The following is a 25306-nucleotide window of genomic DNA, read 5'->3' as shown; positions in this document are numbered from 1 at the left end:
CCCATGCCCCACACCGCTGATCAGCTGCTCCGTTCCCTCGACCCGCTCGCCCACCCGCAGGTGGCCCCGACCGTCGCCGCGTTCGCCCGGTCGCTGAGCGATCGCCAACTGGACGAGCTGCTGGCCGATCTGGACCGACGCGGCCCGTTCGAGCGACGGCTGGCCGCCCTCGCCGCGGTGGCCGGTCGGCGCACCGAGTGGCTGACCGAGCGGCTGACCGACCCGGACCCGGTGGTCCGGGGGTACGCACTACGGTCCGTCCGGCTGCTGCCGGTGCCGGACGCCGCGATCGCGGCCGCGTACGGCGGTGCCTCCGCCGTGGTGCGGCGGCAGCTCGCCAAGGCGGTGCTGGCCGGGCGGCGGACGGCGCTGGCCGAGCGGCTGGTGGTCGAGCTCAGGTCCACCTGGGGCGAGGCCGAGGCGGCCCGCTTGCTGCCGGCCTGCTCGGCCGGGTTCGTCGCCCGGCTGCTGCCGGAGCTGGCCCACGCCGTGAGCAGCCTGGGTGTCCTGACCCGCCGCCACCCGACCGTGCTGCTGGACTACGCCGAGCAGCAACTTCCTGGCCGCACCCCGGAGTTGCGCTCGCACTGGTGGCAGTACCACGCCGACGGACTGGCCGTCACGGTGGACACCCACCCGGAGCGGGTGCTCGACCTGCTGGAGCGGTACGGCCCGGCCTGGCTCCCGTCCGACCTCCAGCGGCAGTTGGGCGCGCTGATCGCGGTGGACCCCGGGCGGGTGTTGCGCTGGCTGCTCGCCCCCGAACGCTCCGCGCAGCCGCTCCCCGCCGGCTGCGCGCGCTCCGTGCTGCGCCGCCTCGCACAGGCCCAGCCCACCGAACCCGCCGCGCTGGCCGCGCTCGGCCGACGCTGGTTCGAGCAACGCCCGGGCGAGTTCCGGCTGTTGCTCAGGGAGCTGCCGCCGAGCCGCCGGGCGGCATTCTTCGACGCCGCGACCGAGGGGCTGGACACCGAGGGCTTCACCGCACCCGAGCTGCTGCCGCGCGAGCACCGCTGGGCCCGCGCCCGGGCCGAGGCCAAGCGGCTGTCGGCCGCCGGGCGGGACTGGCGCACCGTACTGCCGGTGCTGGCCCAACTGCCGGTGGCCGAGGCCAGGCCCGAGCTGCTGGCCGCCACCCGGCGGCCGGAGGCGGGCGACCGGGCCTTCGCCTGGCCGCTGCTGATCGCCAACGCGGGCCGCTCCGGCGACCCGGCCGAGACCGCCCGGCTGCTCGCCCTGTGCGAGCGGTTGCGCAACGAGCAGGACCCGGTCCGGGCCCCCGCCCTCACCGCGCTGGCCGAGCTGCACCCGAGGCTGTTCGGCCCGGCGGACGTCGATGCGCTGGACCGCGTGCTCACCGACGCGCTGGAGGCCAGGGACGCCTCGTACCGGACCAGGCAGGCGGTCACCAAGCTGGCCGTCGGGGTGCTCCGCGAGCACGCCACCGAAGCCGGATCCCCCTTGCTGGCCTGGGCGTTGGCCGCACTGGAGCGGATCACCGGCCAGCTCGGCAACGTCGACCTGGGAGCCCTGCACCGCACCCTGCGCCGGGGCCAGGAGCACCAGGTGCTGGCCGCGCTGCGCCCGTGGCTGGACAGTGCCTCGGCGGTCGCCGACCACCGGCTGCTGTTCGCCCTCACCCGCTCGCTCGGCGACCGGGCCCACGGCATGCCCGAACTCCAGCAGCTGCTGGAGCAGGCGCTACAGCACAGCGACGACGCCGCGTTCGGCACCGCCGCCCGGCTCTGGCTGTCGGACCCCCGGAGCAGGGACGCGCGGGTCGAGCGGATCCTCGCCCTCGAACCCTCGGCGGTCGTACTCCCGCCCGTGGAAGAGGTGTTGACCACCCGCAGGACCGACCTGCTCGACCCGCTACTGGCCGGGCAGCCGCCGCACGGACGCTTCGTCAAGCCCGGCACCCGGCTGCGGCTGCCGGATCTCCGGTACGCCGCCCGCTGGCTGCCCCGGCAGCAGGCCGCGGCGGCGCGGCTGACCGCCCGGGCGGCCGCCGACACCACCCAGGCCGTCCACGCCAGGGCCGCCGCGATCAGGGCCGCCCGCGGCATCCCGCTGCTCGGGCGCCAACTCGCCCTGGAGTACCTGGACTCCGCCGAGGTGGTGCTGGCCGAGGCCGCGCTCGCCGCCCTGGCCTGGGCCGACGACCCGGCCCGGGAGCTGCCGGTGCTGCTCGCCCGCGCCGACGGCGACCGGGCCAGGGTCGCGGTGTACGCCGCCTCCCGGGCCGCCCGCTACGCGGCGCCCGGTCAACTCGCCGAGCAGCTGGGCGGGTTGCTGACCGGCGGCAAGGTGACCACCCGCAAGGAGGCGGTCCGGCTGGCGGCCGGATACCTGCCGCCGGAGCGGGCCGTCGAGCTGCTCAGGCTCGCGTATCTGGCACCCGGTCAGCACCCGGACGTCCAGGCGGCCGTGATCGCGGCCGGTGCCGGGCTGCTCGAACGCGAGGAGATCTGGGCCCTGTTCGGCGCGGCCGCCACCGATTCGCCGCAGACCGGGACGGCGCTGCTGCGCACCCGGCCGTGGCAGCTGGCCGAGGCCCACCGGGCCCGGTTCGCCCGGCTGGTCGGCGAGGTCTGCCGCACGGACCAGCCCGACGCGGCCGTCCCCGCGCTCGGCCAACTGGCCACCTGGGCACGGTTCGCACCCGAGGCGGCCGACGTCCTGCCCGCACTGGTCACCGACCTGACGAACCGGCAGACCTGGCAGGCCGCCGTCCGCACCCTGACGGCCCTGGCGGGCAACGACCTGCCGCACCCGCTCGGCGGCGCCGCCCCGGGCAGCGTGCTGCACCGCACGGTCACCGGGCTGCTCGCGAGCCTGCGGGCCGGGGAGTTCGAGGCGCTGGCGGACCGCGACCTGCCCGCCCGGCAGCGGCTGACCGCGCTGGTCGACGGGCTGCCCCGCCCCGACCAGCCGTGGATCCGGACGAACCTGGCCGCGCTGGCCGGCCTGCTGGCCGAGCAGCCCGCCCACCGGGTCGACGTGCTGCTCGGGCTGGTCGACCCGGCGGCCGGGACGCTCTCCGCGCAGCTGCGCGAACTGGCCGAGGTCTGTGCCGATCGCCCCGCGCTGGCCGCCTCCGCCGCCGCCCGACTGAGCACCCGGCTCGGCCGGGACCGCCTGCCGGACGCGCCCGAGCAGGTCCGGCCGGTGGCCGAGCAGCTGGCCGCCGACGGCGGATCGGCGACCGGCCTGCTGGCGGTCGGGCTGCTCGTCGGCCTCGGCCCGCAGCTCGGCTGGCCCGCCGAGTGGCGGGCGGTGCTGCGGACGCTCCGCCGCCACCCGGCGCCGGACGTCCGCGACGCGGCGCTGGACGTGCTGACGGCGGCGGAGTAACCCCGAAGCACCGCCGGACCCGTACGTACCGGGGGCGCATCCGGGCCACCGCCCGCGCGCCCCCGGGCACCTCCGACCGCCCCCGCACACGGTGCGGCGGCCGCTCCCGGTTTCTGGGACCGTGGGCCGATCGGACCGGACCCCGGGGGAAACATGACACGTCGTTGGCTGATCACCGGATGCTCCTCGGGCCTCGGCCTGGCCCTGGCGGAGGCCGTCGCCGCGGCGGGCGACACCGTGCTGGCCACCGCCCGCAAGCCGGCCACCCTGGCGGAGCTGAGCCGCCGTCACCCCGACCACGTGCTCACCGCCGCGCTCGACATCCGCGACCAGGCCCAGGTGGACGACGCGGTGGCGCTGGCGGCCGACCGGTTCGGCGGGCTCGACGTACTGGTCAACAACGCGGGTAGCGGCCTCTTCGGCGCGGTCGAGGAGGTCGCCGACGAGGAGCTGCGCGACCAGCTGGAGACCCTGGTGGTCGGCCCCTGGCGACTGGTCCGCGCCGTGCTGCCGCTGTTCCGGGCCCAGGGGTCCGGACACGTCGTCAACGTCTCCTCGCTGGCCGGCCGGATGGCCTTCCCCGGCCTGGGCGCGTACGTCACCGGCAAGTACGCCCTGGAGGGCATGAGCCAGGCGTTGGCGGCCGAGGTGCGCCCGCTCGGCATCCGGGTCTCGGTGGTCGAGCCCGGCGGCTTCGCCACCCGCTACGGCGCCGCCATCGCCGAGACCGGCCGGCGGCTCCCGGCCTATACCGAGCAGCTCGAACCGATGCGGGAGGCGATGCGGCAGATGGAGACCGCGCCCGGGCTGAACCGGCCCGAGTACTTCGCCGAGCTGGTCCGGCGGCTGGTGGCCGCCGAGGACACCCCGCTGCGGGTCCCGGTCGGCCCCGACGCCTACGCCTACCTGGACCACACCGAGCAGGCCGCCCGGGACGAACTGGCCGCCGCCAGGGCCTTCAGCGAGCTCCCCGACTGAACAGGCTCCGGTTGACACCCCCGGTGGGGCGGCGTACAGAGAAGAACATGCGCCGGGGAGAGTCCGTCGAGGCCCTGCTCGCCGAGGCGCTGCTGCGTGCGGTCCGCACCACCTCGGCCTACGGAGGCGTGCTCTACCTGCGCTCGGCCGACGGCCGGTCGCTGGTGCTGAGCGCCGTCACGGGCGTCCCGCCGCACCTGCTGAGCGCCTTCCGGCACATCCCGGTGGTCGCCCCGCTGCCGGTCGCGGAGGCGTACCGGACCGGCCGCACGGTGCAGGTGGCCGACGCCGACGACACCATGCGGCGCTTCCCCCGGCTGGCCGTCGGGCTGCCCTACGTGCACGCCTTCGCCTGCGTGCCGTTCGGCGCCGACGACGAGCCGCTCGGCGTCCTCGCCGTGCTCTGGCCCAGCTCCGCCGTGCCGCCGCCGGGCGCCAAGCGGCAGCTGCGCGCCACCGCCAACCGGCTCGCCGCCGCCCTGGACAGCCAGGTGCCGGCCGCACCGCGCAGCCCGGTGGTGGTACCGCTGCCCACCGGCGGCGGCCCCGCACCCCGGGCCGGCGGCCTGGACTGGCGGCTCGCCGACGGCCGGATCACCGCGGACCCGGCGCTGCTCGCGGTGCTGGGCCTGACGCCGGAGGAGTTCGGCGGCCGGGCCGAGGAGCTGACCGAACGCCTGGACCCGGCGGACGTCGAGCCGCTGCTGGCCGCGCTGCGGGCGGACACGCCGTTCACCCTCCGGGTCCGGCTGCGGGACGGCCGACGCGGGCTCGGCCTGCACGGCCGCCCCGGCCGCCCCGGCACGGTCGGCGTGATCGCCCTCGACACCGACGCCGCGACGGCCGCCGTGGCCGCGGTCGAGCGGCTGCGCGACGGGGTGGTGGCGCTCGACCCGGACGGGCGGATCAGCTACCTCAACCACGCCGCCGAGCTGCTGCTCGAGATCGGCCGGGAGGAGCTGACGGGCCATCACCCCTGGTCGGCTCTCCCGTGGCTGGCCGAACCGGCCTACGAGGACAGGTACCGCTCGGCGATGCTCGCCCAGCAGCCCACCGCCTTCCTGGCCTGCCGCCCGCCCGGCCACTGGCTGGCCTTCTCGCTCTACCCCGACGCGCACGGCCTGACCGTCCGGATCGTCCCGGCCGGACCGCCGGGCGCGCACCGGGCCGCGCTGCCGGAGGCCCCGCCCGCCGCCCCGGCCACCCTCGGGGCCACCTACCACCTGCTCCAGCTGGCCAGCGCGCTGACCGAGGCGGTGACCGTCAAGGAGGTCTGCGACTGCGTGATCGACCAGATCCTGCCCGGCTTCGACGGCCAGGAGATGGCGCTCTACCTGGCCCGCTCGGGCCGGATGCACCTGGTCGCGCAGACCGGCTACCCGGACGGCTTCCTGACCCCCTTCGAGGGCACCCCGGTCCGGGCCAGGCTGCCCGGCACCGAGGTGTTCAGCACCGGCGCGCCCGCCTTCTTCGAGTCGCCGGACGAGCTCCTGGCCGCCTACCCGGGCATCGTCCAGGACGAGATGCGGGCCTGGGCCTTCCTGCCCCTGGTCGCCTCCGGACTGCCGGTCGGCAGCTGCATCCTGGGCTTCGACCGGCCCCGGCGCTTCACCAGCGAGGAGCGCTCGGTGCTCACCGCGCTCGGCGGCCTGATCGCCCAGGCACTGGAGCGGGCCCGGCTGTACGACGCCGAGTTCGCGCTCGCCCGGGGCCTCCAGCAGGCCCTGCTGCCGCACCGGCTGCCGGAGGTGCCCGGACTCGCGGTGACCGCCCGCTACCTGCCAGGCACCCGGGGGATGGAGATCGGCGGCGACTGGTACGACGCGATCAGCACCCCCGCCGGGGTCTGCCTGGTGATCGGGGACGTCGAGGGGCACAATGTCGGCGCCGCCGCCACCATGGGCCAACTCCGCAGCGCGGTCCGGGCGTTCGTCACCAGCGGCAGCCTGCCCGACGAGGTGCTGACCCGGACCAACCAGCTGCTGCTCGACCTCGACCCGGGGCTACTGGCCAGCTGCTGCCTGATCCGGCTCGACCCGGCCACCGGCCGGGCGCTCGCGGTCCGGGCCGGGCACGTCCCGCCGCTGTTGCGCCGGCCCGACGGCCGCACCGAGCCGCTGGACCTGGCCGGCGGACCGCTGCTCGGCATCGACCCGGACGTCACGTACCCCACCACCGAACTGCGGCTGCCGGTCGGCGCGATCCTGGCCCTGTTCACCGACGGCCTGATCGAACGGCCCGGCATCCCGCTCGAGGAGGGCCTGGACCAGCTGCGCGCCGACCTCGCCCACTCCTCCGTCGTCGAACTCGGCGCCCTGGCCGACCACTTGCTCCGGGATGCCCGGCACTCGTCCCACCGCGCCGACGACGTCGCGCTGCTGCTCGCCTGCCGGACGGCAGGCGACCTGCCCCACTGACAGCGGCCCGTCCCCGTCGGTACGGGGCCGGGCCGCTGGTGCTGGTGGCGCGTCAGGTCAGCGCGCGGCCACGGTCGCGGCCAGGCCGTTCGCCCAGAGGTTGTTGACCCGGTTCCGCTCGGTGGTGTTCGGGTAGGCGTTGGTGCAGGAGGTGCCGGGGCCACCACCGGACATCAACTCGCTGCACGGGCCCGAGTAGTGGTCCGGCAGGCCGAGCACGTGGCCGGTCTCGTGGGCGGTCACCCGGGTGGAGTTGTACTGCTGGTTCTGCCGGTAGTCGAGGAAGATGTACCCGCGGCCGTGGCCGTCGGTGCTGGCGTAGGAGCCGCGCGAGTCGTTGCCCTCGTAGTAGCGGAAGTCCGCGTTGGAGCCCGACCTGAGCTGGACGTTGCGCACCGAACCGTTCCAGATCGAGGCGCTGTTGGAAATCTGGGTGCGGAACGAGGGCGCGCTGCTGGCGTCGTAGGTGACGACCACCGCGAGCAGGTACGGGTTCGCCGCCTGCTTGGCCAGCGCGGACTTCATCACGGCCTCGTGGAAGGCCTTGACGTCGGCCTGCTCGGCGGCCGATCCGGCGTACTGGGCGACCGCCTGCGGCTGGGGGGCCGCACTCGCGACGGGCGCGGCCAGCAGCCCCGCGGACAGGCCCAGGGTGACGGCCACCGCGGCGGAGAGCATCGAGCGCTTCATCTGGGGACTCCAGTTCATGGCTTCCAAAGCCCTTGTGGGGCAAGTGCTTTGGGAGTGGGGGACGGACTGTCGTGCCACCGAGCTTCGGCCACCGCGACCGGCCTGCGGATGATGCCAGCCGGGGATAGCACCGTCCTATACCCCTTCCCGCCAAACCTGACATGTCCCTGGCGTGAACGGCCCGGTCGGCCGTATGCTCCCGATGTGGAGCTCGAGGTGAGACACCTTCGTGTGCTGTGTGCGGTCGCCGACACCGGCAGCGTCCGGAAGGCCGCCCGGCTGCTCGGCACGAGCCAGCCCTCCGTCAGCACCCAGCTGCACCGGATCGAACGGGCCCTCGGCGGACGGCTGTTCACCCGCGAACGGACCGGCAGTCAGCTCACCCCGCTCGGCCACACCGTGCTCGCCCGGGCCCGGACGATCATCGCCGACATGGCCGAACTGGTCAGCGCCGCACGCCAGGAGGCCGACGACGCCGAGCAGATGACGCTGCGGATCGGCAGCGTCGGCAGCCGCGCGGTGGCCAGCTGGCTGCGCCGGGTGCACACCCGGCTGCCGGACACCCGCACCAGCATCCGGATCGACATCTCCGCCAACGCCCTGCTGCACCTGGTCGCCGCCGAGCAGCTGGACATCGCCCTGGTGCACGAGAGCGAGGGCTTCCCGCTCCGGCTGCCCGCCGACGCCGAGCACCGGGTGCTGATCGCCCGCGAGCCGCAGTTCGTCGCGCTCGCCCTGAGCCACCCGGCGGCCGGCTCGCCGGTGGTGCGGCTGGAGGACCTGGCCGCCGACGCCTGGATGGTCGACCCGACCGCCGACCACGAGTACGCGGCGCTGCGCCGGGTGCTCTCCGAGGCCGGGCTCAACCCGCGCGTGGTGCAGGTCAGGGACAACGCCACCGCCGCCGAACTGGTCGCCTCCGGCGAGGCCGTCCGCCCCTGCCAGCCCACCTCACGGCCGGGCCCGGGCACGGTGATCCGCCCCGTCCACGGCAACCCGTTCAGCGTCCGCCTGCTGCTGGTCTGGCGCCCCCGCGCGCTCAGCGCGCCCGCCTTCGACGGACTGTACGCCGACCTGCGGGCCGCCTACCTGGACCTGGCCGCGACCAACCCGTCGTACCTGGCCTGGCTGCTCAGCAACGACAGCTCACTACCCCGCCTGCTGGCGCACTGACCGGCGGGGGCTTCCCCTGGACTAATACTCTCCGCGCAGATAGTCTTCGCATAGACAATCAAAGCCGTGGAGGCCGCCATGTGGACGTACCAGCACAGCATCGAGACCGCCGCCGCCCCCGAGGCGATCTGGCGGCTCTGGGCCGACGTGGACGGCTGGGGCGAGTGGAACGCCGAGATCGAGAAGATCGACTTCCGGGGCCCGTTCGCGGTGGGCGCCGGCATCGCCATGACCCCGCCCGGAGAGGACCCGATCGAGCTGACCGTGGTCGAGCTCGGCGAGGGTGAGCACTTCACCGACGAGGCCAGGTTCGGCGGGCTGGTGCTGCGCACCACCCACCGGCTCGTGCCGCTCGGCCCCGGGCGCACCGAGGTGGTCTACCGGATGGAGATCAGCGGCGAGGGCGCCGACCAGGTCGGCCCGGAGATCGGCCCCGGCATCACCGCCGACTGGCCCGACACGATGGCCGCGCTGGTCGCGCACGCGGCCCGGGGCTGACGGCCGTGCAGCCGGGCGAGAGCCCCGGGTTCCTGCTCTGGCACGCCACCCTGCGCTGGCAGCGCGGCATCGCCACGGCGCTGACGCCGCTCGATCTGACGCATGTGCAGTTCGTGCTGCTCGCCTGCACCTGGTGGCTGAACGGGCAGGGTGAGCACCCCAGTCAGCAGGCGCTGGCCCGGCAGGCCGGCACCGACGTGAAGATGACCTCGCAGGTGGTGCGCACCCTGGAGGCCAAGGGCCTGGTCGAGCGCGAGGTGGACCCGGCCGACAGCCGGGCCCGGCGACTCCGGGTGACCGCGGCGGGGGCCGAGCTGGCCCCCCGGGCGATCAGCGCGGTCGAGCAGGTGGACACGGAGTTCTTCAGCCCGGTCCCCCGCGCCACGGTGGTCGAACTGCTCGGCCGGCTCGCCCACCCCGAGGGCTGAGAGCCACCCCGAGGACTGAGACCGCGTCAGCCCAGCAGGTCGCTCATCGAGGCGGCCATCGCGCGGACGAAGCCGTCCCGGGTCGGCCCGTCCACCAGGTCGAGCGAGAGATAGGGGTTGAGGTCCTCCAACTCGACCAGCAGCAGGCCGCCTTCGGCCGTCCGGCAGGCGTCCACCCGCTGCACGCCGTGGTCCAGCGAGTTCCAGTCCACGAAGCCCTGGGCGAACGCCAGGTCGGCGGCGGTCGGCTGGTACGGCTCCAACTGCCAGCGGACGGCCGGGTCCGGGGCGTACAGCGCGTACTGGAACGCCCGGCCGACGAAGTAGAAGGACACCTCGTACCGGAAGTCGATCCGGGGCTGGAGCAGGGTCGAACCGTCGAGCTCCAGCTCCGCCAGGGCGGCGGCCGGGAGTACGGCGAGGCCGATCGAGTCGGCGCCGAGCTTCGGCTTGGTGACGTACTCGGCGACCTCTGGCAGCAGGCCGAGGTCGGCGCGGTCCGCCACGGTCGGTATCACCGGGTGGCCCGCGGCGGTCAGGTCGAGCAGGTACTGCTTGCCCGCCATGTCGCCCCGGCCGTGCAGCGGATTGAAGACCCGGGTGCCGCTCGCCAGCGCCCGGGCCCGGAAGGCGTCGTAGCTCTCCTGGTAGTGCAGCACCGGGCCGCTGTTGCGGACCACCGTCAGGTCGAAGCCGTCCATCAGGGCGGCCGCGTCCAGCGGGTGGCAGAGCGCCAGCTCGAAGGAGCCGCGCAGCGCGGCCGACAGGGCGATGTCCTCGTCGCAGTAGCGGCGGCCCCTGGCCGGGTAGGTGAGGTCGGTGACGTAGAGGATCCGGGACATCGGTGGGGCTCCGTTCGCAGGTGCGGCGGGGCCCACCCTACGTCGGGCGGCCGAAACGGTCAGGCGGCCGGGTCGTCGAGCTGGAAGATCTCCTCGACCGGCCGCCGGAAGAACCGGGCGATACCGATCGCCAGCGGCAGCGCCGGGTTGTACCGGCCGGTCTCGATCGCGTTCACCGTCTGCCGGGAGACCCCGAGGAGATCCGCCAACTCCCCCTGGGAAAGGCCACGTTGGGAGCGCAGTTCACGCAGGCTGTTGCGCACCCCAGAAAGGTAGGGTCGGCCGTGACGGTGAGTCAAGGGTCCTTTACACACCCCACCCCGGCTGGACTACCATCTGTGAATGACGGACACCTCGGACAGAGCACGGGAACTCGCGGACCTGGCGGCCCGGTTCCCGCAGTTGCACGCGCCCCAGCGCTGGGCCTGGGGCGGCATCGACGCACAGTTCTCGGCGGTGCTGCCGCCCGACGAACTCATCACCAACATCCACCTGGTGGGCTTCTCCGGTGATCAGGTGGTGCTCTGCCGGGACGCCCGGGGGCACTGGTTCCTGCCCGGCGGCACCCGGGAGGCGGCCGAGAGCATCGAGAGCTGCCTGGCCCGCGAACTCCGCGAGGAGGCCGGCGCCCGGCTGCTCGGCGAGCCGGTCTGGCTCGGCGCCCACCGCTGCGTGACGGACCACCCGGTGCCGTACCGCCCCTGGCAGCCGCACCCCGAGAAGGCCTGGCTCTGGGGCTGGGCCGAGGTCACCGTGGACTCCGAGCCGAGCAACCCGGACGACGGCGAACAGGTGGTCGAGGTCCGCGCGATGGACCCGGCCGAGGCCCAGCGCCTGCTCACCCACCACCGCGAGACCTGGTGGCGCGAACTGGTCGCCCTCGCGGTCGAGTCCCGCCGGGGCCGCTAGCCCCGCTACGGCACTGGAAACGGGCCCGGCCCACCACCCGATCAAGGGAGGTGGGCCGGGCCCGGTGCGCCGCTACTTGCCGGTCAGACCGGCCCGGCGCAGGGCGTCCGCCATCGCACTGTTGGCCGCGGGGGCCGGGGCGGGGGCGTTCCTGCGGTCCTGCCGGGGCGGCTTCGAGCCTCCGCGGCCACGGTCGCGGTTCTGCTCGCGGTCCCGGTCACGCTCGCGCGGCGCCGCCTGGCCGACCTCGTCGTCCAGCCGCAGCGTCAGCCCGATCCGCTTGCGCGGCACGTCCACCGTGACCACCCGGACCTTGACGATGTCGCCCGGCTTGACCACCTCGCGCGGGTCCTTGACGAAGTTCTTCGACAGCGCCGAGACGTGCACCAGGCCGTCCTGGTGGACGCCCACGTCCACGAAGGCGCCGAAGGCCGCGACATTGGTGACCACGCCCTCCAGCACCATGCCCACCGCCAGGTCGCCGATCTTGTCGACGCCCTCCTTGAAGGTCGCGGTACGGAACGCGGGACGCGGGTCGCGGCCCGGCTTGTCCAGCTCGCCGAGGATGTCGGTGACGGTCGGCACGCCGAAGGTCTCGTCGGCGAAGTCGGCCGGCCGCAGCGCCCGCAGTGCCGCCCCGTTGCCGATCAGCGACCGCAGGTCGCCGCCGGTCGCGGCGAGGATGCGGCGCACCACGGGGTACGCCTCGGGGTGCACACCGGAGGCGTCCAACGGGTCGTCACCACCGGGGACCCGCAGGAAGCCCGCGCACTGCTCGAAAGCCTTCGGGCCGAGCCGCGCCACGTCCTTGAGCGCCCGTCGGGTCCGGAACGGGCCGTTCGCGTCGCGGTGCGCCACGATGTTGTCGGCCAGCGTGCCGGTGACCCCGGAGACCCGGGTGAGCAGCGGCGCGGAGGCGGTGTTGACGTCCACGCCGACCGCGTTGACGCAGTCCTCGACCACCGCGTCCAGCGACCGGGAGAGCTTCAGCTCGCTCAGGTCGTGCTGGTACTGGCCGACGCCGATCGACTTGGGGTCGATCTTCACCAGCTCGGCCAGCGGGTCCTGGAGCCGCCGGGCGATCGAGACCGCGCCCCGGATCGAGACGTTCAGGTCCGGCAGCTCCTGCGAGGCGAAGGCCGAGGCGGAGTACACCGAGGCGCCCGCCTCGGAGACCATCGCCTTGGTGAGCTTGAGCTCGGGGTGACGCTTGATCAGGTCCTCGGCCAGCTTGTCGGTCTCCCGGGAGGCCGTGCCGTTGCCGATCGCGATCAGCTCGACGTCGTGCTGCTCGGCCAGCGCGGCCAGCGTGGCGATCGAGGCGTCCCACTTGTTGGCGGGCTGGTGCGGGTAGATGGTGTCGTACCCGAGCACCTTGCCGGTGGCGTCCACCACCGCGACCTTGACGCCGGTCCGGAAGCCCGGGTCCAGGCCCATGGTGGCGCGGGTGCCGGCCGGCGCGGCCAGCAGCAGGTCGCGCAGGTTCGCGGCGAAGACCCGCACCGCCTCGTCCTCGGCCTCCTGCCGCAGCCGGGTGCGCAGGTCGATGCCGAGCCGGACCAGGATCCTGGTCCGCCAGGCCCACCGGACGGTGTCGCCGAGCCACTTGTCGGCCGGACGGCCCCGGTCGGCGATGCCGAACTTCGCGGAGATCCGCTGCTCGTAGTCGTTGGCGCCGGGCAGGTCGCCCTCGGCGCCCTCGTACGGCGAGAGCTCGAGGTCGAGCACCTCCTCCTTCTCGCCGCGCAGCATCGCCAGGATGCGGTGCGAGGGGAGCTTGCCGTACGGCTCGGCGAAGTCGAAGTAGTCGGCGAACTTGGCGCCGTCCTGCTCCTTGCCGTCCCGGACGGTGGCGACCAGCCGGCCCCGGGTCCACATCCGCTCGCGCAGCGTGCCGACCAGGTCGGCGTCCTCGCCGAACCGCTCGACCAGGATCGACCTGGCACCGTCCAGCGCCGCGGTGGCGTCGGCCACCGACTCGTTCAGGTAGCCCGCCGCGAGCGCGGCCGGGTCCTGGGACGGGTCGGCGAGCAGGGTGTCGGCGAGCGGCTCGAGACCGGCCTCGCGGGCGATCTGCGCCTTGGTCCGCCGCTTGGGCTTGTACGGGAGGTAGATGTCCTCCAGCCGGGCCTTGGAGTCGGCGGCCAGGATCTGCGCGCGCAGGACGTCGTCCAGCTTGCCCTGACTCTCGATCGACTCCAGCACGGCGGCCCGCCGCTCCTCCAGCTCCCGCAGGTAGCGCAGCCGCTCCTCGAGCGTGCGCAGCTGGGTGTCGTCGAGCTCGCCGGTGACCTCCTTGCGGTAGCGCGCGATGAAGGGCACGGTGGCGCCGCCGTCGAGCAGCTCGACGGCGGACCTCACCTGCCCCTCCCGTACGCCCAGCTCTTCGGCGATCTTCCGTTCGACTGGCATGGTCACGAAGCCGGTCACCTTCTCCTGGAGTCAGCTTGAGTTCCGCCCCGCATTCTGGCAGGTAACCGTGACCGGACGGGTGCGACCTGCCTCTAGGGGCTGTCTCCCGATTCGCGTCGGATCAGCTCGCGGTGTTGGAGTGCGTGCCTCGGCGGCGCCGAGGAGGGAGCCTGATGCAGCGCATCGGCGACCGACGAGAAGCCGGCGAGGTGCGCACTCCAACACCGCGAGCCCGGCGGGAATCGGGAGACAGCCCCTAAGACCTCCGACCCGCCGTCAGCAGGTGCCCGCTCGCGCCGAGCAGCGAGGGCTCCGACTCGGTGCGGCGCAGCACGTCGAGCACGGTGGCCCGCCGCTCCGGGTCGTCCAGCCAGTCGTTGACGGCGCCCATCAGCCAGACCGTCCCCTCGACGCCGTACTGGCCGGTGGTCCGCAGCCCGGCCGCCTCGAACTCGTCCGGGACCTGGTGGGGTTGGTGGAAGTAGGCGGTGGTGAAGGTCGGCCGGTCACCCGTCACCAGGAGCCGGCCGTCCGTACTGGCACCGTCCACCTGCGGGCGCCGCCCGGGGTCGTCCAGGTACCAGCCCCGGTTGACGGTGTCGTGCAGCGCGGCGAACCGGTTGATGGTCGCGGCCACCACCAGCCCGCCCGGCCGCACCACCCGCCGGGCCTCGGCCAGGGCCCGCACCCGGTCCGCACACTCCGTCAGGTGGTAGAGCGGTCCGAGCAGCAGCACCACGTCGGCCGATCCGTCGGCCGCGTCCAGCTCGCGCGCGTCGCCGAGCACGGCCTCGACCCCGGGCAGCTTCGACGCCTGCTCGACGTGCAGCGCTACGGGGTCGACCAGACGGACATGGTGGCCGTCGGCCACCAGCCACTCGGCGTGCACCCCGCTGCCGCCGCCGACGTCCAGCACCCGGGCGGGGGCGGCGGGCAGCAGACGGCGAAGCACGTCCTGGGTCCGCCAGAACTCCAACCGGTCGGCGCCCGAGCGCAGTCGGCCGTCCTCGGCGCCGCGCGCGTAGTAGGCGTGTACTTCTTCCGCGAGCAGCGGTGCGTCATCCGTGGCTGTCATGTCCGTACCCTGCCGGAGCGGACCGGACGTCGGCAAAGCATTTCGGCCGGGCCCGGGGATGAGGGCACTCCCCCGCGCGGGTGAGGCAGCGGGGCGGGCGTCCGTCCGGAGCGGGCCCGGATGCCCTCCTCCGGGGCGACGTGGTGGTGGGCACCGGCCGGAAAGGATTGGCCCATGACGACCACTCAGCTCACCGGAACCGCCGCGCCCGCACCCCGCTGGGCGGTCCGGGCCGCCCACGCCGCCGCGCTGCTCACCCTGCCGTGCGGGATCTGGCGCCTGCTGCTCGCAGCCGGGCAGCACGCCGGGTACACCGACGAGGGCTACCTGGCGGCGCAGGGTCAGCTGGGGCCGGGTTGGGGCGCGGTGTACCTGATCGCGCTGAGTGCGGTCAGCGAGCTGGCCGCCCTGCTCACGCTCGGCCTGGTCCGGCCCTGGGGTGAGGTGCTGCCGCGCTGGATACCGGTGCTGGGCGGCCGGGCGGTACCGGAGCGGGCCGCGGTGGTGTCCGCCACCGTCGGGGTGGTGCTGCTGACCTGCCTGTGGACCCCGTTCCTGCTGTGGTGGAGCATCCCGCACCCCGACCTGACGCCGCTCGGCCACACCCTGATCGGCTTCGTCTACCTGCCACAGGTCGCCTGGGCCCCGCTGCTCGCGGCCGTCACGGTCTCGTACCACCGGCGGCGCCGGGCGGCCCGGGGGTAAGGGCCGGGGTGCTGCGGAGCGTGGCCGCAGCACCCCGGCGACTGAGCAGGTGTCAGGGCGCGTCGAGGGAGATCGCCGCGACGGGGCAGCGTTCGACGGCTGAGCGGACGGCCCGTTCGTTCGCCTGGTCGGTACCGTCCGTCAGGAGGACGACGAGACCTTCGTCCTCGTCCTGGGCGAAGACCTCGGGCGCGGTGTAGACGCAGGTTCCGGATCCAATGCAGCGTTCACGATGGACCGAAAGGGGCATGGTGGCTCACCAGGTGACCGGTAGTGCGTCCAGGCCCTGGATGAGGGTGGCGCGCTTGAACGGGAGCTCCTCCACCGGCACCGCGAGCCGCAGCCCGGGGATGCGCGCGAAGAGGGTGTCGTAGACGATCTTCAGCTCGACCCGGACCAGGCTCGCGCCGGGGCACTGGTGGACGCCGTGCCCGAACGCGGAGTGCAGGCCGATCTCGCGGAAGATGTCCAGCTGGTCGGCGTTCTCGAAAACGGTCTCGTCCCGGTTGGCCGAGGCGGTCAGGTTGATGATGCCCTCGCCCGCCTTGATCTTGACGCCGCCGACCTCCAGGTCCTGGGTGGCGACCCGGGAGGGGGCCGAGTCGGCGATGCTCAGGAACCGCAGCAGCTCCTCGATCGCGTTCCGGGTCAGCTCCGGGTCCGCCTTCATCTGGGCGAGCTGGTCGGGGTGTTCGAGCAGCGCCGCCACCCCGAGCACGATCATGTTGGTGAGGGTGTCGAAGCCACCGGAGATGAGCATCCGGGCCAGCGCGACGATCTCCCGGTGGTTGAGGTTGCCCTCCTCGGTGTTCTTGAGCACGACCCGCCCGAGCAGGTCGTCCTCGGTGGGGTTCTGCTCCTTGGCGGTGACCAGCTTGTCGAGGTAGACGTCCATCTGGTGGATGGCCATCCCGACCTCTTGCGGCGTGACGTCGCTGCGGACCGTGGTCTCGGCGAAGTCGCGGAACTCCGGGATGTCCTCGGCCGGTACGCCGAGCAGCTCGCACAGCACCAACGACGGTACCGGGATGGCGAGTTCGGTCAGCAGGTCGACCGGCCCGCCCTTGGCCAGGAGCGCGTCGACGTGCTCGTCCACGATCTTCTGGATGCGCGGGGTGAGGGCCTGCATCCGCTTGAGGGTGAACTCCGGGATGATCTCCTTGCGGTGCCTGCCGTGCACCGGCGGGTCCATCGCGACCAGCGGCAGCTCCATGGCCTGCAGGATGTCGTCCGGCACCGGCACCTGAAGCGGGTACCCGGGGTGCTTGAAGTTGGAGCTCATGGTCGGGTCGGTGAGCACCTGACGCACGTGCTCCTGCCGGCTGACCGCCCACATCTCCTTGCCGGAGACCGCGAGCCTGACCTTGGCGACCGGCTCCTCGGCACGCATCACGGCGTACTCGGCCGGCGGCTGGAACGGGCACTTCCGCTCCATCGGGAACTGCGGCGGGTCTTGTCTGAGGGGTGAGGGGGTGTCAATTTCGGTCATTTCCGCTCCCGTTGTTCGGTCCCTGGGACCAGTCGAGCAGGTTTGCGAAAGGGAAGATATCGAGTCCGCAGGCCATCCCGACCCCCTAGTGGACCCCTCAGGATGGCGCCGGACGACCCCAGTCACCGGTACTGTCCCTGGACGAACCACCCCCCTCTTGGTACTGGCATGTCAGATCGTCTGCGGCTGAAAATCCCGGGACGGCGCACCGCGCGCTCTTGACGGATCGTCGGACAGCTGCAGGCGACCCGAGTAGTTCGGGAGACGAATCACGCACCCCCCGGGCGGCCTGCCGTATTCTGGGCGCATGGGGAAATCCACGGACGGGCGACCGGGTGTCGTCGCCGGGCTGGTGCGCTCCGCATTCCTGGTGAATTCCGTCTACGCCGAGTCGGGCCGCGTCCTCGGCCTGACGCCCCAACAGGGGCAGCTGCTCTGTGTCCTGATGGGGCAGCCGTACGGGATGACCGAACTCGGGACCGTCCTGGGCCTGGCCAAGTCCAGCCTGACCGGCCTGGTGGACCGCACCGCCCAGCGCGGCCTGGTCCGCCGCGAGCCGGACCCCGAGGATCGCCGGGCCATCCGGGTCGCGCTCACCCCCGAGGGCACCGCGACCGCGGAGCGGTTCTACGCCGAGACCTGCCGCCGTGTCCAGGCCCTGCCGTCCGGGCTGAGCGACCCCGAGCGCAGCCGACTCGCCGAGCTGCTCGGCCGGATGGTGCTCGACAACCAGGTGCCCGCGGTCTTCCTGGAGCTCGACGAGAGCCGACCGGAGCACGGGCGGCACCTTGGTTCGCACCGCGAACTTCCGTCCTGACGCCACCAGGACCGACACTTCGTCCCATCACCGTCAGTAGCCGAACCGGTGGCCGACGGCGGGCGCCGAATGGTATCCAGACGGGATGACCCTGCTTCCCCACCCCCGTACGCCGGGCTTCGACGCCGTCCTGTGCGACATCGACGGCGTGATCCGCTTCTTCGACCACACCGAGGTGGCCCGGCTGGAACTCGCCGCCGGCCTGCCCCCGGGCAGCACCTCGGCGGTGGCCTTCGGCCCGGAGACCGCGCTGCCGCTGATCCTCGGTCAGCTCACCAAGGAGCAGTGGAGAGACTCGATCACCACCGGGCTCGCCACCCTGGCCCGGCCCGCCGAGGCCCGGGCACTCGCGACCGCCTTCACCGGCAGCCCGGTCCGGGCCGACCAGGAGGTGGTCGAACTGTTGCGCCGGGCCCGGGCGCACTGCCCCGTCCTGCTGGTCACCAACGCGACCCCGTGGCTGGACGACGACCTCACCCGGCTCGGCCTCGCCGACCTCGCGGACGGTGCGGTCAACAGCGCCCTGGTCGGCGCCGCGAAGCCGGACCGCCTCATCTACCAGGTCGCCGCGGACCGGGCCGGGGTCGCGCCCGAGCGCTGCCTCTTTGTCGACGACCGCCGGGAGAACGTCGTGGCCGCCGAGGAGCTCGGCATGACGGGCGTGCACTTCCGCGGCCCGGCCGATCTCCGTGCGGCGTTGGCCCCGTTGTCCGGGCTCAGCGCTTGAGGCGCAGGTCCCAGACCGTCAGTTCGGCGTCCAACTCGCCGTAACCGCCCTGCATGTAGTGCGTCTTGGTGACCTTCAGCAGGCCGATCGGCGAGCCCTCGTGGACCACGCACACCTGATCGCCCTCGACCACGTCCACCTGGTCGTGCGACTGCATCTGCAGCAGGGCGCGGCAGCCCTGGGCCGTGGGCTCGCCGGTCTCGGTCCACAGTGCGCTGGTGCCCTTGACCTCCATGCCGCTGCTGCCTTTGCGCCCTGCGGCCGGCCGGAGGAAGGACAGGCTGTCGCTGGAGCCCTTGACCGGCGGCACCTGGGCCAGGTCGATGCCCTCCAGGCCCAACACCACCTTCCCGGTCCAGCGCACGGCCCCACCAGCGGCCGGCGCCGGCGCGGGCTTCGGGGTGGCACTGACCGGCGCGGCCGCCGATTCGGCCGCCGGTGCTGACACGACCGACGAGACCGTCGGCGCCGCGGACGGCTCCGAACCGCCGCCGGTGAACGCCGCGATGGCGCTGGCCACCCCGGCGACCGCACTCACCGCCGCCGCGACCACGCCCCAGACCATCACCGGCGACCGCCGCTCGGCCTCCGCAGGACCGGGCGCCGACGGCGCACCCATCGGGTCGCCGTAGGGAGGTGGCTGGGTCATGGTTTCCCCCGAGTGCTCTGGTGGCCGCGACCGGGCTCGCGCGCCGTTGGATCACGGGCACGATAGCAACTTCTGACGGTACGTCGACCCGGCCCGCGAAGCTCAGGCCCCGGCCCGGTCAGAGCTCGTACGCGACCGGGTGGGTGGGCTGGTAGAGCGGGAGCTCGAAGCCGCTCGGCAGCGGGATCGCGGTGACCGTGCCCCAGTTCTGCCGGCTCGGCGGCCTGACGGGCTGGACGCCGTGCTCGGCAAGCCGGGCGAGCACGGCGTCCAGGTCCTCGCACATCAGGTAGCACTCGCTGTGCGGCGGTGCTTCGGTCGGATGGAAGGCCAGCTCGGCCGGCGGCAGCTTGAAGATCAGCCAGCCGCGGCCGGCGTCGACATGGGCGAAGCCGAGCACGTCACGGACGAACGCGCGGTCGGCCTCGGCGTCCGAGCTGTGCAGGATCACGTGTGCGCCACTGAACATGAGCTGATGGTAGAAGTCGCGCCGCCGACTGCCCGCGCGAACCGCCGGGGCGCGCCGGGCGGACCAACCGGCGCCGGTCCGTGCACCGACGGACCGTCACCAGGCAGGCCGCAGCGGGCCCGAGGGGGCCAGCCGGGCCAGGTCGTCATGGAGCTGGCGGAGCCGTTCGGGTCCCAGGACGGAGGCCCAGGGGACCACCGCCTCGGCGGCGGCCGCGTCGGCGGCGCGGGTGCACTCCCAGCCGCGAGCGGTCAGTTGGATGAGGCGGGCGCGGGCGTCGGTGGGGTGCGGGTGGCGTTCGACGTAGCCCTTGCGGACCAGTTCTTCCACCATCTGGCTGGCGGCCTGTTTGCTCACACCGAGGTGTTCGGCCAGCTCGTTGACGGTGGCACCGCCCGGGGCGAGCCGGGCGAAGGCGAAGCCGTGGGTCGGGCGCACGTCGTCGAAACCGCGCCGGCGGACGCCCGCGTCGATCTCGTGCACCACGTCGGCGGTCAGGGCGATCAGCAGCGGAGGAATGCTCAGCGCGATGGGGTCGGGCTCGCTCATGCGCGAGATTGTGCCACTCATTGGTGCCGTCCCTCTTGACGAAACAGGTCAATCAGCTTGACCATATAGACAAGCCGCTTGACCATCAGAGCATCGAAGAGAGCAGAGACCCTTGCCCGTCATCCGCAGCACCCAGACCACCGTGCACGAGATCCACGGCGCCCGGTTCACCGTCCACGCCAACCCCACCACCGGCAGCGCCGAACTCTGCGCCTGGCGGCTGGACGTCCCGGCCGGGACCCCCGGCACCCCGCACACCGTCAGCCGCGAGGAGGTCCTGCACCTGCTCGCGGGCTCCCCCGACGTCGTCCTGGACGGCGAGCGCAGCACCCTGGCACCCGGTGACACCGTCATCGTCCCGGCCGGGTCCAGCTTCTGCCTCGACAACTCCGGCGACCAGCCCGCCACCGCCTGGGTCACCACCAACGTCGGGCTCCGGGCCACCCTGGCCGACGGCACGGTCATCGCCCCGCCGTGGGCCAACTGAACGGCACCGTCCGCGACTTGGGTGTCAGCCCTCGTACGGCAGCAGCTCGGCCCGCTTCGGCGCCCGCCCGTCGCCGGAGGACTTCCCGGTGAGGCGGCGCCCGATCCACGGGCCGAGGTGGATCCGCAGCCAGCGCAGGTCGGAGCGCAGCTTCGCGCTCCGGCCGCGCGGCTCGGCGGTCGGCAGCGGCGCCCGCCAGTCGTACGGGGCCGGGCGGCCGAGCGCCTCCAGGACGGCGGTGGCCACCCGGCGGTGCCCCTCCGGCGAGAGGTGCAGCCGGTCCTCGTCCCAGAGCCGGCGGTCGTCGAAGCAGGGCGCGGAGTAGAGGTCCACCACCACCAGGTTGGGGTGGGCCTTGGCCAGGCCCTCGACGAACGCCTTCATCCGCAGGATCGCGGGCAGCAGCCGGGCGCTGCCGCCGAGCCGCCGGGTCGGGTCGGTGCTGGTGAACATCACCACGGTGCCGCCGCCCGCGAGCAGGCGCTCGGCCGACCGGCCGAGCAGGTCCTCCACCTGGTCGACGTCGCAACCCGGCCGCAGCACGTCGTTCAGCCCGCCCGCCAGGGTGACCAGCTCGGCGCCCATCGCGACGGCGGCGTCCAGCTGCTCGTCGTGGATCTGGCCGATCAGCTTCCCGCGCACCGCCAGGTTGGCGTAGCGGAAGCCGGACCCCTGCTCGGCGGCCAGCGCCCGGGCGACCCGGTCGGCCCAGCCGAGGAACTGCCCGTCGGGCTGCAGCTCGTCGCACATACCCTCGGTGAAGGAGTCCCCGACGGCGACATAGCTGCGGTACGTGGTGGCGGTGGTGATGTCGTCCATAGTTAAACGATCGTACGCGCCGCGATACCGGCCGGTATGACCGACCGGCGATTGGGGGGTGGGTGAAGGACCGGCCCGGAATATCGGGTGGCGGCTCGGCCGGGTGGCTGGTTTCATGCGCGCGTGACTGATCTTCTCGACCGCCTCGAGCGGTACTACGACGCCGTACCCCGCAATGCCGCCCGCGCCGAGGACTTCGGGCCGCTCTCGCTCTTCGTCCGGGAGGGCGAGGGCTGGCCCTACTACGCCCGGCCCGCGCTCGGCTGGACCGGGCCGGCGGCGACGGTGGCGGACGTGGACCGGGTCCGGGCCCGGCAGCGCGAGCTCGGCGTACCGGAGAGCTTCGAGTGGGTCGCCGAGACCACCCCCGCCCTGCGGGCCGCCGTCGAGGGCTCCGGGCTCGCGGTGCACGACCACCCGCTGATGGTGCTCGATCCGGCCGCTCCCCCGATGGCCGCTCCGGCCACCGCGGCCCGAGTGGTCGGCGCCGACGACCCGGCGCTGGCCGAGGCCCTCGCGGTGGCGTACCTCTCCTTCAGTGAGCCCGGTACCGCGATCGGCACCGCCGGACCGGACGAACTCGCCGCATTCACCGCCAAGTTGACGGCCGACGGCACCGCCGCCCGAATCGCCGGACGGATCCGGGACGGCCTGACCGTGGTGGCCGCCGCGTTCGGCCCGGACGGCACCGCACTGTGCGGCGGCCAGCACCAACCGGTCGGCCCGGTCAGCGAGTTGGTCGGGATCGGCACCCTGCCGTCCGCCCGCCGCCAGGGCCTCGGGTACGCGGTCACCGCCGCCCTGGTCGCGGACGCCCGGGCGCGCGGGGTGGAGACGGTCTTCCTGTCGGCGGGCGACCAGGACGTGGCCCGGATCTACGGCCGGGTCGGCTTCCGGACGGTCGGCACCGCGCTGATCGCCGAACCCGCCGAGTAGAGCAGCAGAGCCGGGGCCGCACCTGAACGGTGCGACCCCGGCTCAGTGCTGACCAGACGTCAGAACTGCAGCGCCCAGCGGTCGATCTTGCCGATGTCGGCGGCGGCGTTGTCGCTGACCCGCAGCTTCCAGACGCCGTTGGCGACCTCGGCGGAGGCGTTCACGGTGAAGGTCCCGATCACGTTGTCGGCGCTGCCGCCGTCACCGTAGTTCTTGATCAGGTAGGTCGAGCCGTCCGGCGCGACCAGGTCCACCTTCAGGTCGCCCTTGTAGGTGTGCTTGATGTCCACCTCGACGCTCAGCGCGGCCGGGGCGTTGCCGGTGACACCGCTGACGGTGATCGGCGACTCGACGGTGGTGTTGTCGGCGATCGCGTAGTCACCGGCGTTCTCGAACTTCGGCCCGGTGGGCGGGGTGGTGCCGGTGCCGACGTACAGCAGCTTGTTCGGCGAGCCGCTGCCCGGGCTGGTCACCACGCCGCTGGTGGCGTTGTTGACCAGGGCGGTGGCCACCTGGGCCGGGGTGTCGGTGCGGTGGTCGGCCAGCCAGAGGGCGGCCGCGCCGACCACGTGCGGGGTGGCCATCGAGGTGCCGGAGATGGTGTTGGTGGCGGTGTCGCCGCTGTTCCAGGCCGACTTGATGTTGGAGCCGGGCGCGAACAGGTCCACCAGGCTTCCGTAGTTGGAGAAGCTGGACCGCGCGTCGGTGTTGGTGGTCGAGCCGACCGTGATGGCCTCGGCGACCCGGGCCGGGGAGTGCGTGCTGGCGTTCTGGTTGTCGTTGCCCGCCGCGACCCCGTAGGTGATGCCGGAGGCGATGGACCGGCGGACGGCCGCGTCGAGCACGTCGTCCACGTCACCGCCGAGGCTCATGTTGGCGACGGCCGGCTTGACCGCGTGGGCGGTCACCCAGTCGATGCCCGCGACGACCTGCTCGGTGGTGCCCGAGCCGTTGTTGTCGAGCACCCGGACCGCGACGATCTTGGCCTTCTTGGCCACCCCGTACGAGCTGCCCGCGACCGTGGCGGCGACGTGGGTGCCGTGTCCGTAGCCGTCCTGGGCGGTGTTGTCGTTGTCGATCGCGTCGTAGCCGTCGCTGGCCCGGCCGCCGAACTCGCTGTGGCTGATCCGGACCCCGGTGTCGATGATGTACGCGGTGACGCCCTCGCCGGCGGTGTCGGGGTAGCCGTAACTGCTGTTCAGCGGAAGCGACTTCTGGTCGATCCGGTCCAGGCCCCAGGACGGCGGGCTCGGCTGGGTGGCGTCCACGTGGAAGGTACGGTTCTGCGAGACCTTGGCGACCGCCGGGTCGGCGGCCAGCCGCTTCGCCTGGGCCTCGGAGAGCTGGGCGGCGAAGCCGTTCAGGGCGGCCGTGTAGGTCCGGGTGATCTTCGCGCCGTACTTGTCGGCCAGGGCCTGCCCGTGGTCCGAACTCGCGGCTGCGACACCCTGGTTGAGCTCCACGATGTAGCTGTCCTTGACGGTGCCCGGGGCACCGGCGTTGGCGATCACGCCTTCGGCCTGGGCCGAGGCCGCCGCGGGCAGCGCCGAGCCGACGCCGAGGGCCAGCACGGCCGCGGTGGCCGCCGTGGCGGCGACCAGGCCGCGCCGAGAGGGACGTATCACTGCCATCTGAGGGTCCTCCTAGGTGGGGGCGGTACGTACTCAACTGCCCGATGGGGTCCGGTACTTGGGGCTCGGTTCGGGCACGGCGGCGCAGTGGGCACGCACAGGTTTATGCATGCCCATGACAAATGGGACGACGGTACTGGCCGCGCACTTGTTCTCCGGCCGCCAACGAAAGGTTGACCCATCGGCGGCCGGGGACACAAGAGCTGGGAACGATTGTCACGTGCAGGACACATTCGGACGGCGCTCAACCGCCGTCCACCCGCCCGCCACTGAGTGTTCGTCAGACCTGGCCGGGCGCGGGGAAGGTCTCACGGAGCGTGAACACCTCGGCCGTCGGCCCCTTGGCCCGCAGCTCGGTCAGCTTCCGCTCGGCCTCCTCGACCGTCGGCCGGTGACCGGCCGGCACCCACCAGAGCGCGGTCATCGCCTCCCGCGCCCGGGCGAACCACTCCCGGCGGCGGCGCAGCACCGCGATGTGCTCGGGGCTGTAGGTGAACGCCTCCAGCGCGTCCGGGTCCCGCCAGACCGACATGTTGACGATCAGCCAGTCGTCCTCGTAGATCCGCACCGTCCCCTCGGTGGCGGAGTCGACGAGCCGCCAGACGAAGCCGTCGGCCTGCTCGGCGAGGGCGTTGACCGGGTCCAGCTGGGCGACGAAGTCGGCGAGTTCGGGGCCGTCGATCGGGAAGAGCAGCCGGGCTATGTTGATCTGCGCGAGGTGGTGATGAGCCGTCATGGGGCGGACGATAACCCGGACGGCCGATCGTCTCCCGGCAATTTCAGCCCTTGGTCGCACTCTCCGTGGCGCCAGCCGGAGCGCCCGTCACCCAGTGCTCCCGGACGGCATCGGTGGGCTGGGGTTCACCCAGCGCGTCCAGCCCCCAGACGCCCAGCGCGTCCACCACCAGGCGCAGCGTCAGACCGCGCTCGGTGAGCTGGTAGACCACCGCGTTGGCGGGGCGCTCCAGCTTGCGGCGCTCCACCACGCCCTCGCCCTCCAGCTGCTTGAGCCGGGTGGCCAGGATGTCGGTCGACACCCCTGGCAGGTCGGCGTGCAGGTCGGTGTAGCGACGTGGGCCGTCCAGGAGTTCACGGACGATCAGGAGGCTCCAGCGCTCCCCCACCGCGTCCAGGGCGCGGGCGACGGCGCAGTACTGGTCGTAGCTTCGGCGTGGCATGTGGAGAAGCATAGCCAAAAGGTTGGACTTTCCAAGTGGATACTTGGTAGAACAAAGCAACCGAATGATGGCGC

At 73.2% G+C, this 25306-nt stretch carries 25 protein-coding genes and 1 pseudogene; 12 read left to right on the top strand and 14 right to left on the bottom strand.

The genetic code is table 11. The annotated features are described in order from the left end of the window. Positions 1 to 3: 3 nt before the first annotated feature. From F4556_RS29220 to F4556_RS29210, 3 genes are all read left to right on the top strand, one after another. Positions 4 to 3354, top strand: coding sequence for a hypothetical protein (locus F4556_RS29220; protein ID WP_184921335.1), 3351 nt, complete (start codon positions 4 to 6; stop codon positions 3352 to 3354). A gap of 153 nt (positions 3355 to 3507) precedes the next feature. Beyond that, entirely contained in the window at positions 3508 to 4332 is an 825-nt protein-coding gene (locus F4556_RS29215) for an SDR family oxidoreductase (RefSeq protein WP_184921333.1), read from the top strand. A gap of 47 nt (positions 4333 to 4379) precedes the next feature. Continuing rightward, positions 4380 to 6749: a SpoIIE family protein phosphatase gene (locus tag F4556_RS29210; RefSeq protein WP_184921331.1), complete on the top strand. Its 2370-nt coding sequence runs from the start codon at positions 4380 to 4382 to the stop codon at positions 6747 to 6749. 57 nt (positions 6750 to 6806) lie between these two features. On the opposite strand, the gene snpA is transcribed toward F4556_RS29210, so the two are convergent. Then, positions 6807 to 7457, bottom strand: a complete 651-nt coding sequence (snpA, locus tag F4556_RS29205) for a snapalysin (protein ID WP_246511113.1) — start codon at positions 7455 to 7457, stop codon at positions 6807 to 6809. Positions 7458 to 7655: 198 nt separating this feature from the next. Here snpA and F4556_RS29200 point away from each other — a divergent pair, with 198 nt between their 5' ends. From F4556_RS29200 to F4556_RS29190, 3 genes are all read left to right on the top strand, one after another. Then, positions 7656 to 8612, top strand: a complete 957-nt coding sequence (locus tag F4556_RS29200; RefSeq protein ID WP_313068786.1) for a LysR family transcriptional regulator — start codon at positions 7656 to 7658, stop codon at positions 8610 to 8612. 66 nt (positions 8613 to 8678) lie between these two features. Beyond that, positions 8679 to 9110, top strand: coding sequence for an SRPBCC family protein (locus F4556_RS29195; protein ID WP_313068784.1), 432 nt, complete (start codon positions 8679 to 8681; stop codon positions 9108 to 9110). Between the two features lie 5 nt (positions 9111 to 9115). Continuing rightward, entirely contained in the window at positions 9116 to 9538 is a 423-nt protein-coding gene (locus F4556_RS29190) for a MarR family winged helix-turn-helix transcriptional regulator (protein ID WP_184921329.1), read from the top strand. Positions 9539 to 9564: 26 nt separating this feature from the next. Here F4556_RS29190 and F4556_RS29185 read toward each other — a convergent pair whose 3' ends face one another. Both F4556_RS29185 and F4556_RS29180 read right to left on the bottom strand, forming a co-directional pair. After that, positions 9565 to 10380 carry a hypothetical protein gene (locus F4556_RS29185; protein ID WP_184921327.1) on the bottom strand — a complete coding sequence of 272 codons (816 nt, stop codon included), beginning with the start codon at positions 10378 to 10380 and terminating at the stop codon, positions 9565 to 9567. A 59-nt stretch (positions 10381 to 10439) separates the two neighbouring features. Then, positions 10440 to 10643: a helix-turn-helix transcriptional regulator gene (locus F4556_RS29180; protein WP_184921325.1), complete on the bottom strand. Its 204-nt coding sequence runs from the start codon at positions 10641 to 10643 to the stop codon at positions 10440 to 10442. A 79-nt stretch (positions 10644 to 10722) separates the two neighbouring features. On the opposite strand from F4556_RS29180, the gene F4556_RS29175 reads away from it, so the two are divergent. Further along, positions 10723 to 11289, top strand: a complete 567-nt coding sequence (locus F4556_RS29175) for an NUDIX domain-containing protein (RefSeq protein WP_184921323.1) — start codon at positions 10723 to 10725, stop codon at positions 11287 to 11289. A 72-nt stretch (positions 11290 to 11361) separates the two neighbouring features. Here the strand turns inward: F4556_RS29175 and F4556_RS29170 are convergent, their stop codons facing one another. Continuing rightward, a complete protein-coding gene (locus tag F4556_RS29170; protein ID WP_184925338.1) occupies positions 11362 to 13701 on the bottom strand; it encodes a Tex family protein in 2340 nt (779 codons plus the stop codon). Between the two features lie 256 nt (positions 13702 to 13957). Beyond that, entirely contained in the window at positions 13958 to 14776 is an 819-nt protein-coding gene (locus F4556_RS29165) for a class I SAM-dependent methyltransferase (protein WP_184921321.1), read from the bottom strand. Between the two features lie 174 nt (positions 14777 to 14950). Between F4556_RS29165 and F4556_RS29160 the strand changes: the two genes are divergently transcribed. Next, the gene (locus F4556_RS29160; protein ID WP_184921319.1) at positions 14951 to 15481 is read left to right on the top strand and encodes a hypothetical protein; all 531 of its coding nucleotides are present in this window, start codon (positions 14951 to 14953) and stop codon (positions 15479 to 15481) included. A 52-nt stretch (positions 15482 to 15533) separates the two neighbouring features. Here the strand turns inward: F4556_RS29160 and F4556_RS29155 are convergent, their stop codons facing one another. Both F4556_RS29155 and F4556_RS29150 read right to left on the bottom strand, forming a co-directional pair. Further along, positions 15534 to 15731 (bottom strand): ferredoxin, encoded by a 198-nt coding sequence (locus tag F4556_RS29155; protein ID WP_184921317.1) that lies wholly within the window; start codon positions 15729 to 15731, stop codon positions 15534 to 15536. A 6-nt stretch (positions 15732 to 15737) separates the two neighbouring features. Continuing rightward, entirely contained in the window at positions 15738 to 16970 is a 1233-nt protein-coding gene (locus tag F4556_RS29150) for a cytochrome P450 (RefSeq protein WP_184921316.1), read from the bottom strand. 307 nt (positions 16971 to 17277) lie between these two features. Here F4556_RS29150 and F4556_RS29145 point away from each other — a divergent pair, with 307 nt between their 5' ends. Beyond that, on the top strand, positions 17278 to 17787 hold the full coding sequence (locus tag F4556_RS29145) for a MarR family winged helix-turn-helix transcriptional regulator (protein WP_184921314.1): 510 nt from the start codon (positions 17278 to 17280) through the stop codon (positions 17785 to 17787). An 85-nt stretch (positions 17788 to 17872) separates the two neighbouring features. Continuing rightward, positions 17873 to 18514: an HAD-IA family hydrolase gene (locus F4556_RS29140; protein ID WP_184921312.1), complete on the top strand. Its 642-nt coding sequence runs from the start codon at positions 17873 to 17875 to the stop codon at positions 18512 to 18514. Here F4556_RS29140 and F4556_RS29135 read toward each other — a convergent pair. The 3 genes from F4556_RS29135 to F4556_RS29125 form a co-directional block, all read right to left on the bottom strand. After that, positions 18504 to 19163: a hypothetical protein gene (locus F4556_RS29135; RefSeq protein WP_184921310.1), complete on the bottom strand. Its 660-nt coding sequence runs from the start codon at positions 19161 to 19163 to the stop codon at positions 18504 to 18506. The two genes, F4556_RS29140 and F4556_RS29135, sit on opposite strands and share 11 nt — an antisense overlap. A gap of 118 nt (positions 19164 to 19281) precedes the next feature. Continuing rightward, positions 19282 to 19632: a VOC family protein gene (locus F4556_RS29130; protein WP_184921308.1), complete on the bottom strand. Its 351-nt coding sequence runs from the start codon at positions 19630 to 19632 to the stop codon at positions 19282 to 19284. Positions 19633 to 19728: 96 nt separating this feature from the next. Further along, positions 19729 to 20181, bottom strand: coding sequence for a MarR family winged helix-turn-helix transcriptional regulator (locus F4556_RS29125; protein ID WP_184921306.1), 453 nt, complete (start codon positions 20179 to 20181; stop codon positions 19729 to 19731). 112 nt (positions 20182 to 20293) lie between these two features. Here F4556_RS29125 and F4556_RS29120 point away from each other — a divergent pair, with 112 nt between their 5' ends. Then, positions 20294 to 20668 carry a cupin domain-containing protein gene (locus tag F4556_RS29120; RefSeq protein WP_184921304.1) on the top strand — a complete coding sequence of 125 codons (375 nt, stop codon included), beginning with the start codon at positions 20294 to 20296 and terminating at the stop codon, positions 20666 to 20668. Positions 20669 to 20692: 24 nt separating this feature from the next. Here F4556_RS29120 and F4556_RS29115 read toward each other — a convergent pair whose 3' ends face one another. Next, positions 20693 to 21487: an SGNH/GDSL hydrolase family protein gene (locus F4556_RS29115; protein WP_184921302.1), complete on the bottom strand. Its 795-nt coding sequence runs from the start codon at positions 21485 to 21487 to the stop codon at positions 20693 to 20695. Positions 21488 to 21610: 123 nt separating this feature from the next. On the opposite strand from F4556_RS29115, the gene F4556_RS29110 reads away from it, so the two are divergent. Next, the gene (locus F4556_RS29110; protein WP_184921300.1) at positions 21611 to 22423 is read left to right on the top strand and encodes a GNAT family N-acetyltransferase; all 813 of its coding nucleotides are present in this window, start codon (positions 21611 to 21613) and stop codon (positions 22421 to 22423) included. A 59-nt stretch (positions 22424 to 22482) separates the two neighbouring features. On the opposite strand, the gene F4556_RS29105 is transcribed toward F4556_RS29110, so the two are convergent. The 3 genes and pseudogenes from F4556_RS29105 to F4556_RS29095 form a co-directional block, all read right to left on the bottom strand. After that, a complete protein-coding gene (locus F4556_RS29105) occupies positions 22483 to 24054 on the bottom strand; it encodes a S8 family peptidase (RefSeq protein WP_184921298.1) in 1572 nt (523 codons plus the stop codon). A 280-nt stretch (positions 24055 to 24334) separates the two neighbouring features. Continuing rightward, entirely contained in the window at positions 24335 to 24790 is a 456-nt protein-coding gene (locus F4556_RS29100) for a DUF3291 domain-containing protein (protein WP_184921296.1), read from the bottom strand. Positions 24791 to 24881: 91 nt separating this feature from the next. Continuing rightward, positions 24882 to 25232 (bottom strand): annotated as a pseudogene (locus F4556_RS29095) (winged helix-turn-helix transcriptional regulator); the annotation flags it as partial. Positions 25233 to 25306: the final 74 nt, after the last annotated feature.

This window comes from Kitasatospora gansuensis (assembly GCF_014203705.1).
Taxonomy (GTDB): domain Bacteria; phylum Actinomycetota; class Actinomycetes; order Streptomycetales; family Streptomycetaceae; genus Kitasatospora; species Kitasatospora gansuensis.
This window is presented reverse-complemented; position numbering and strand designations above follow the sequence as displayed.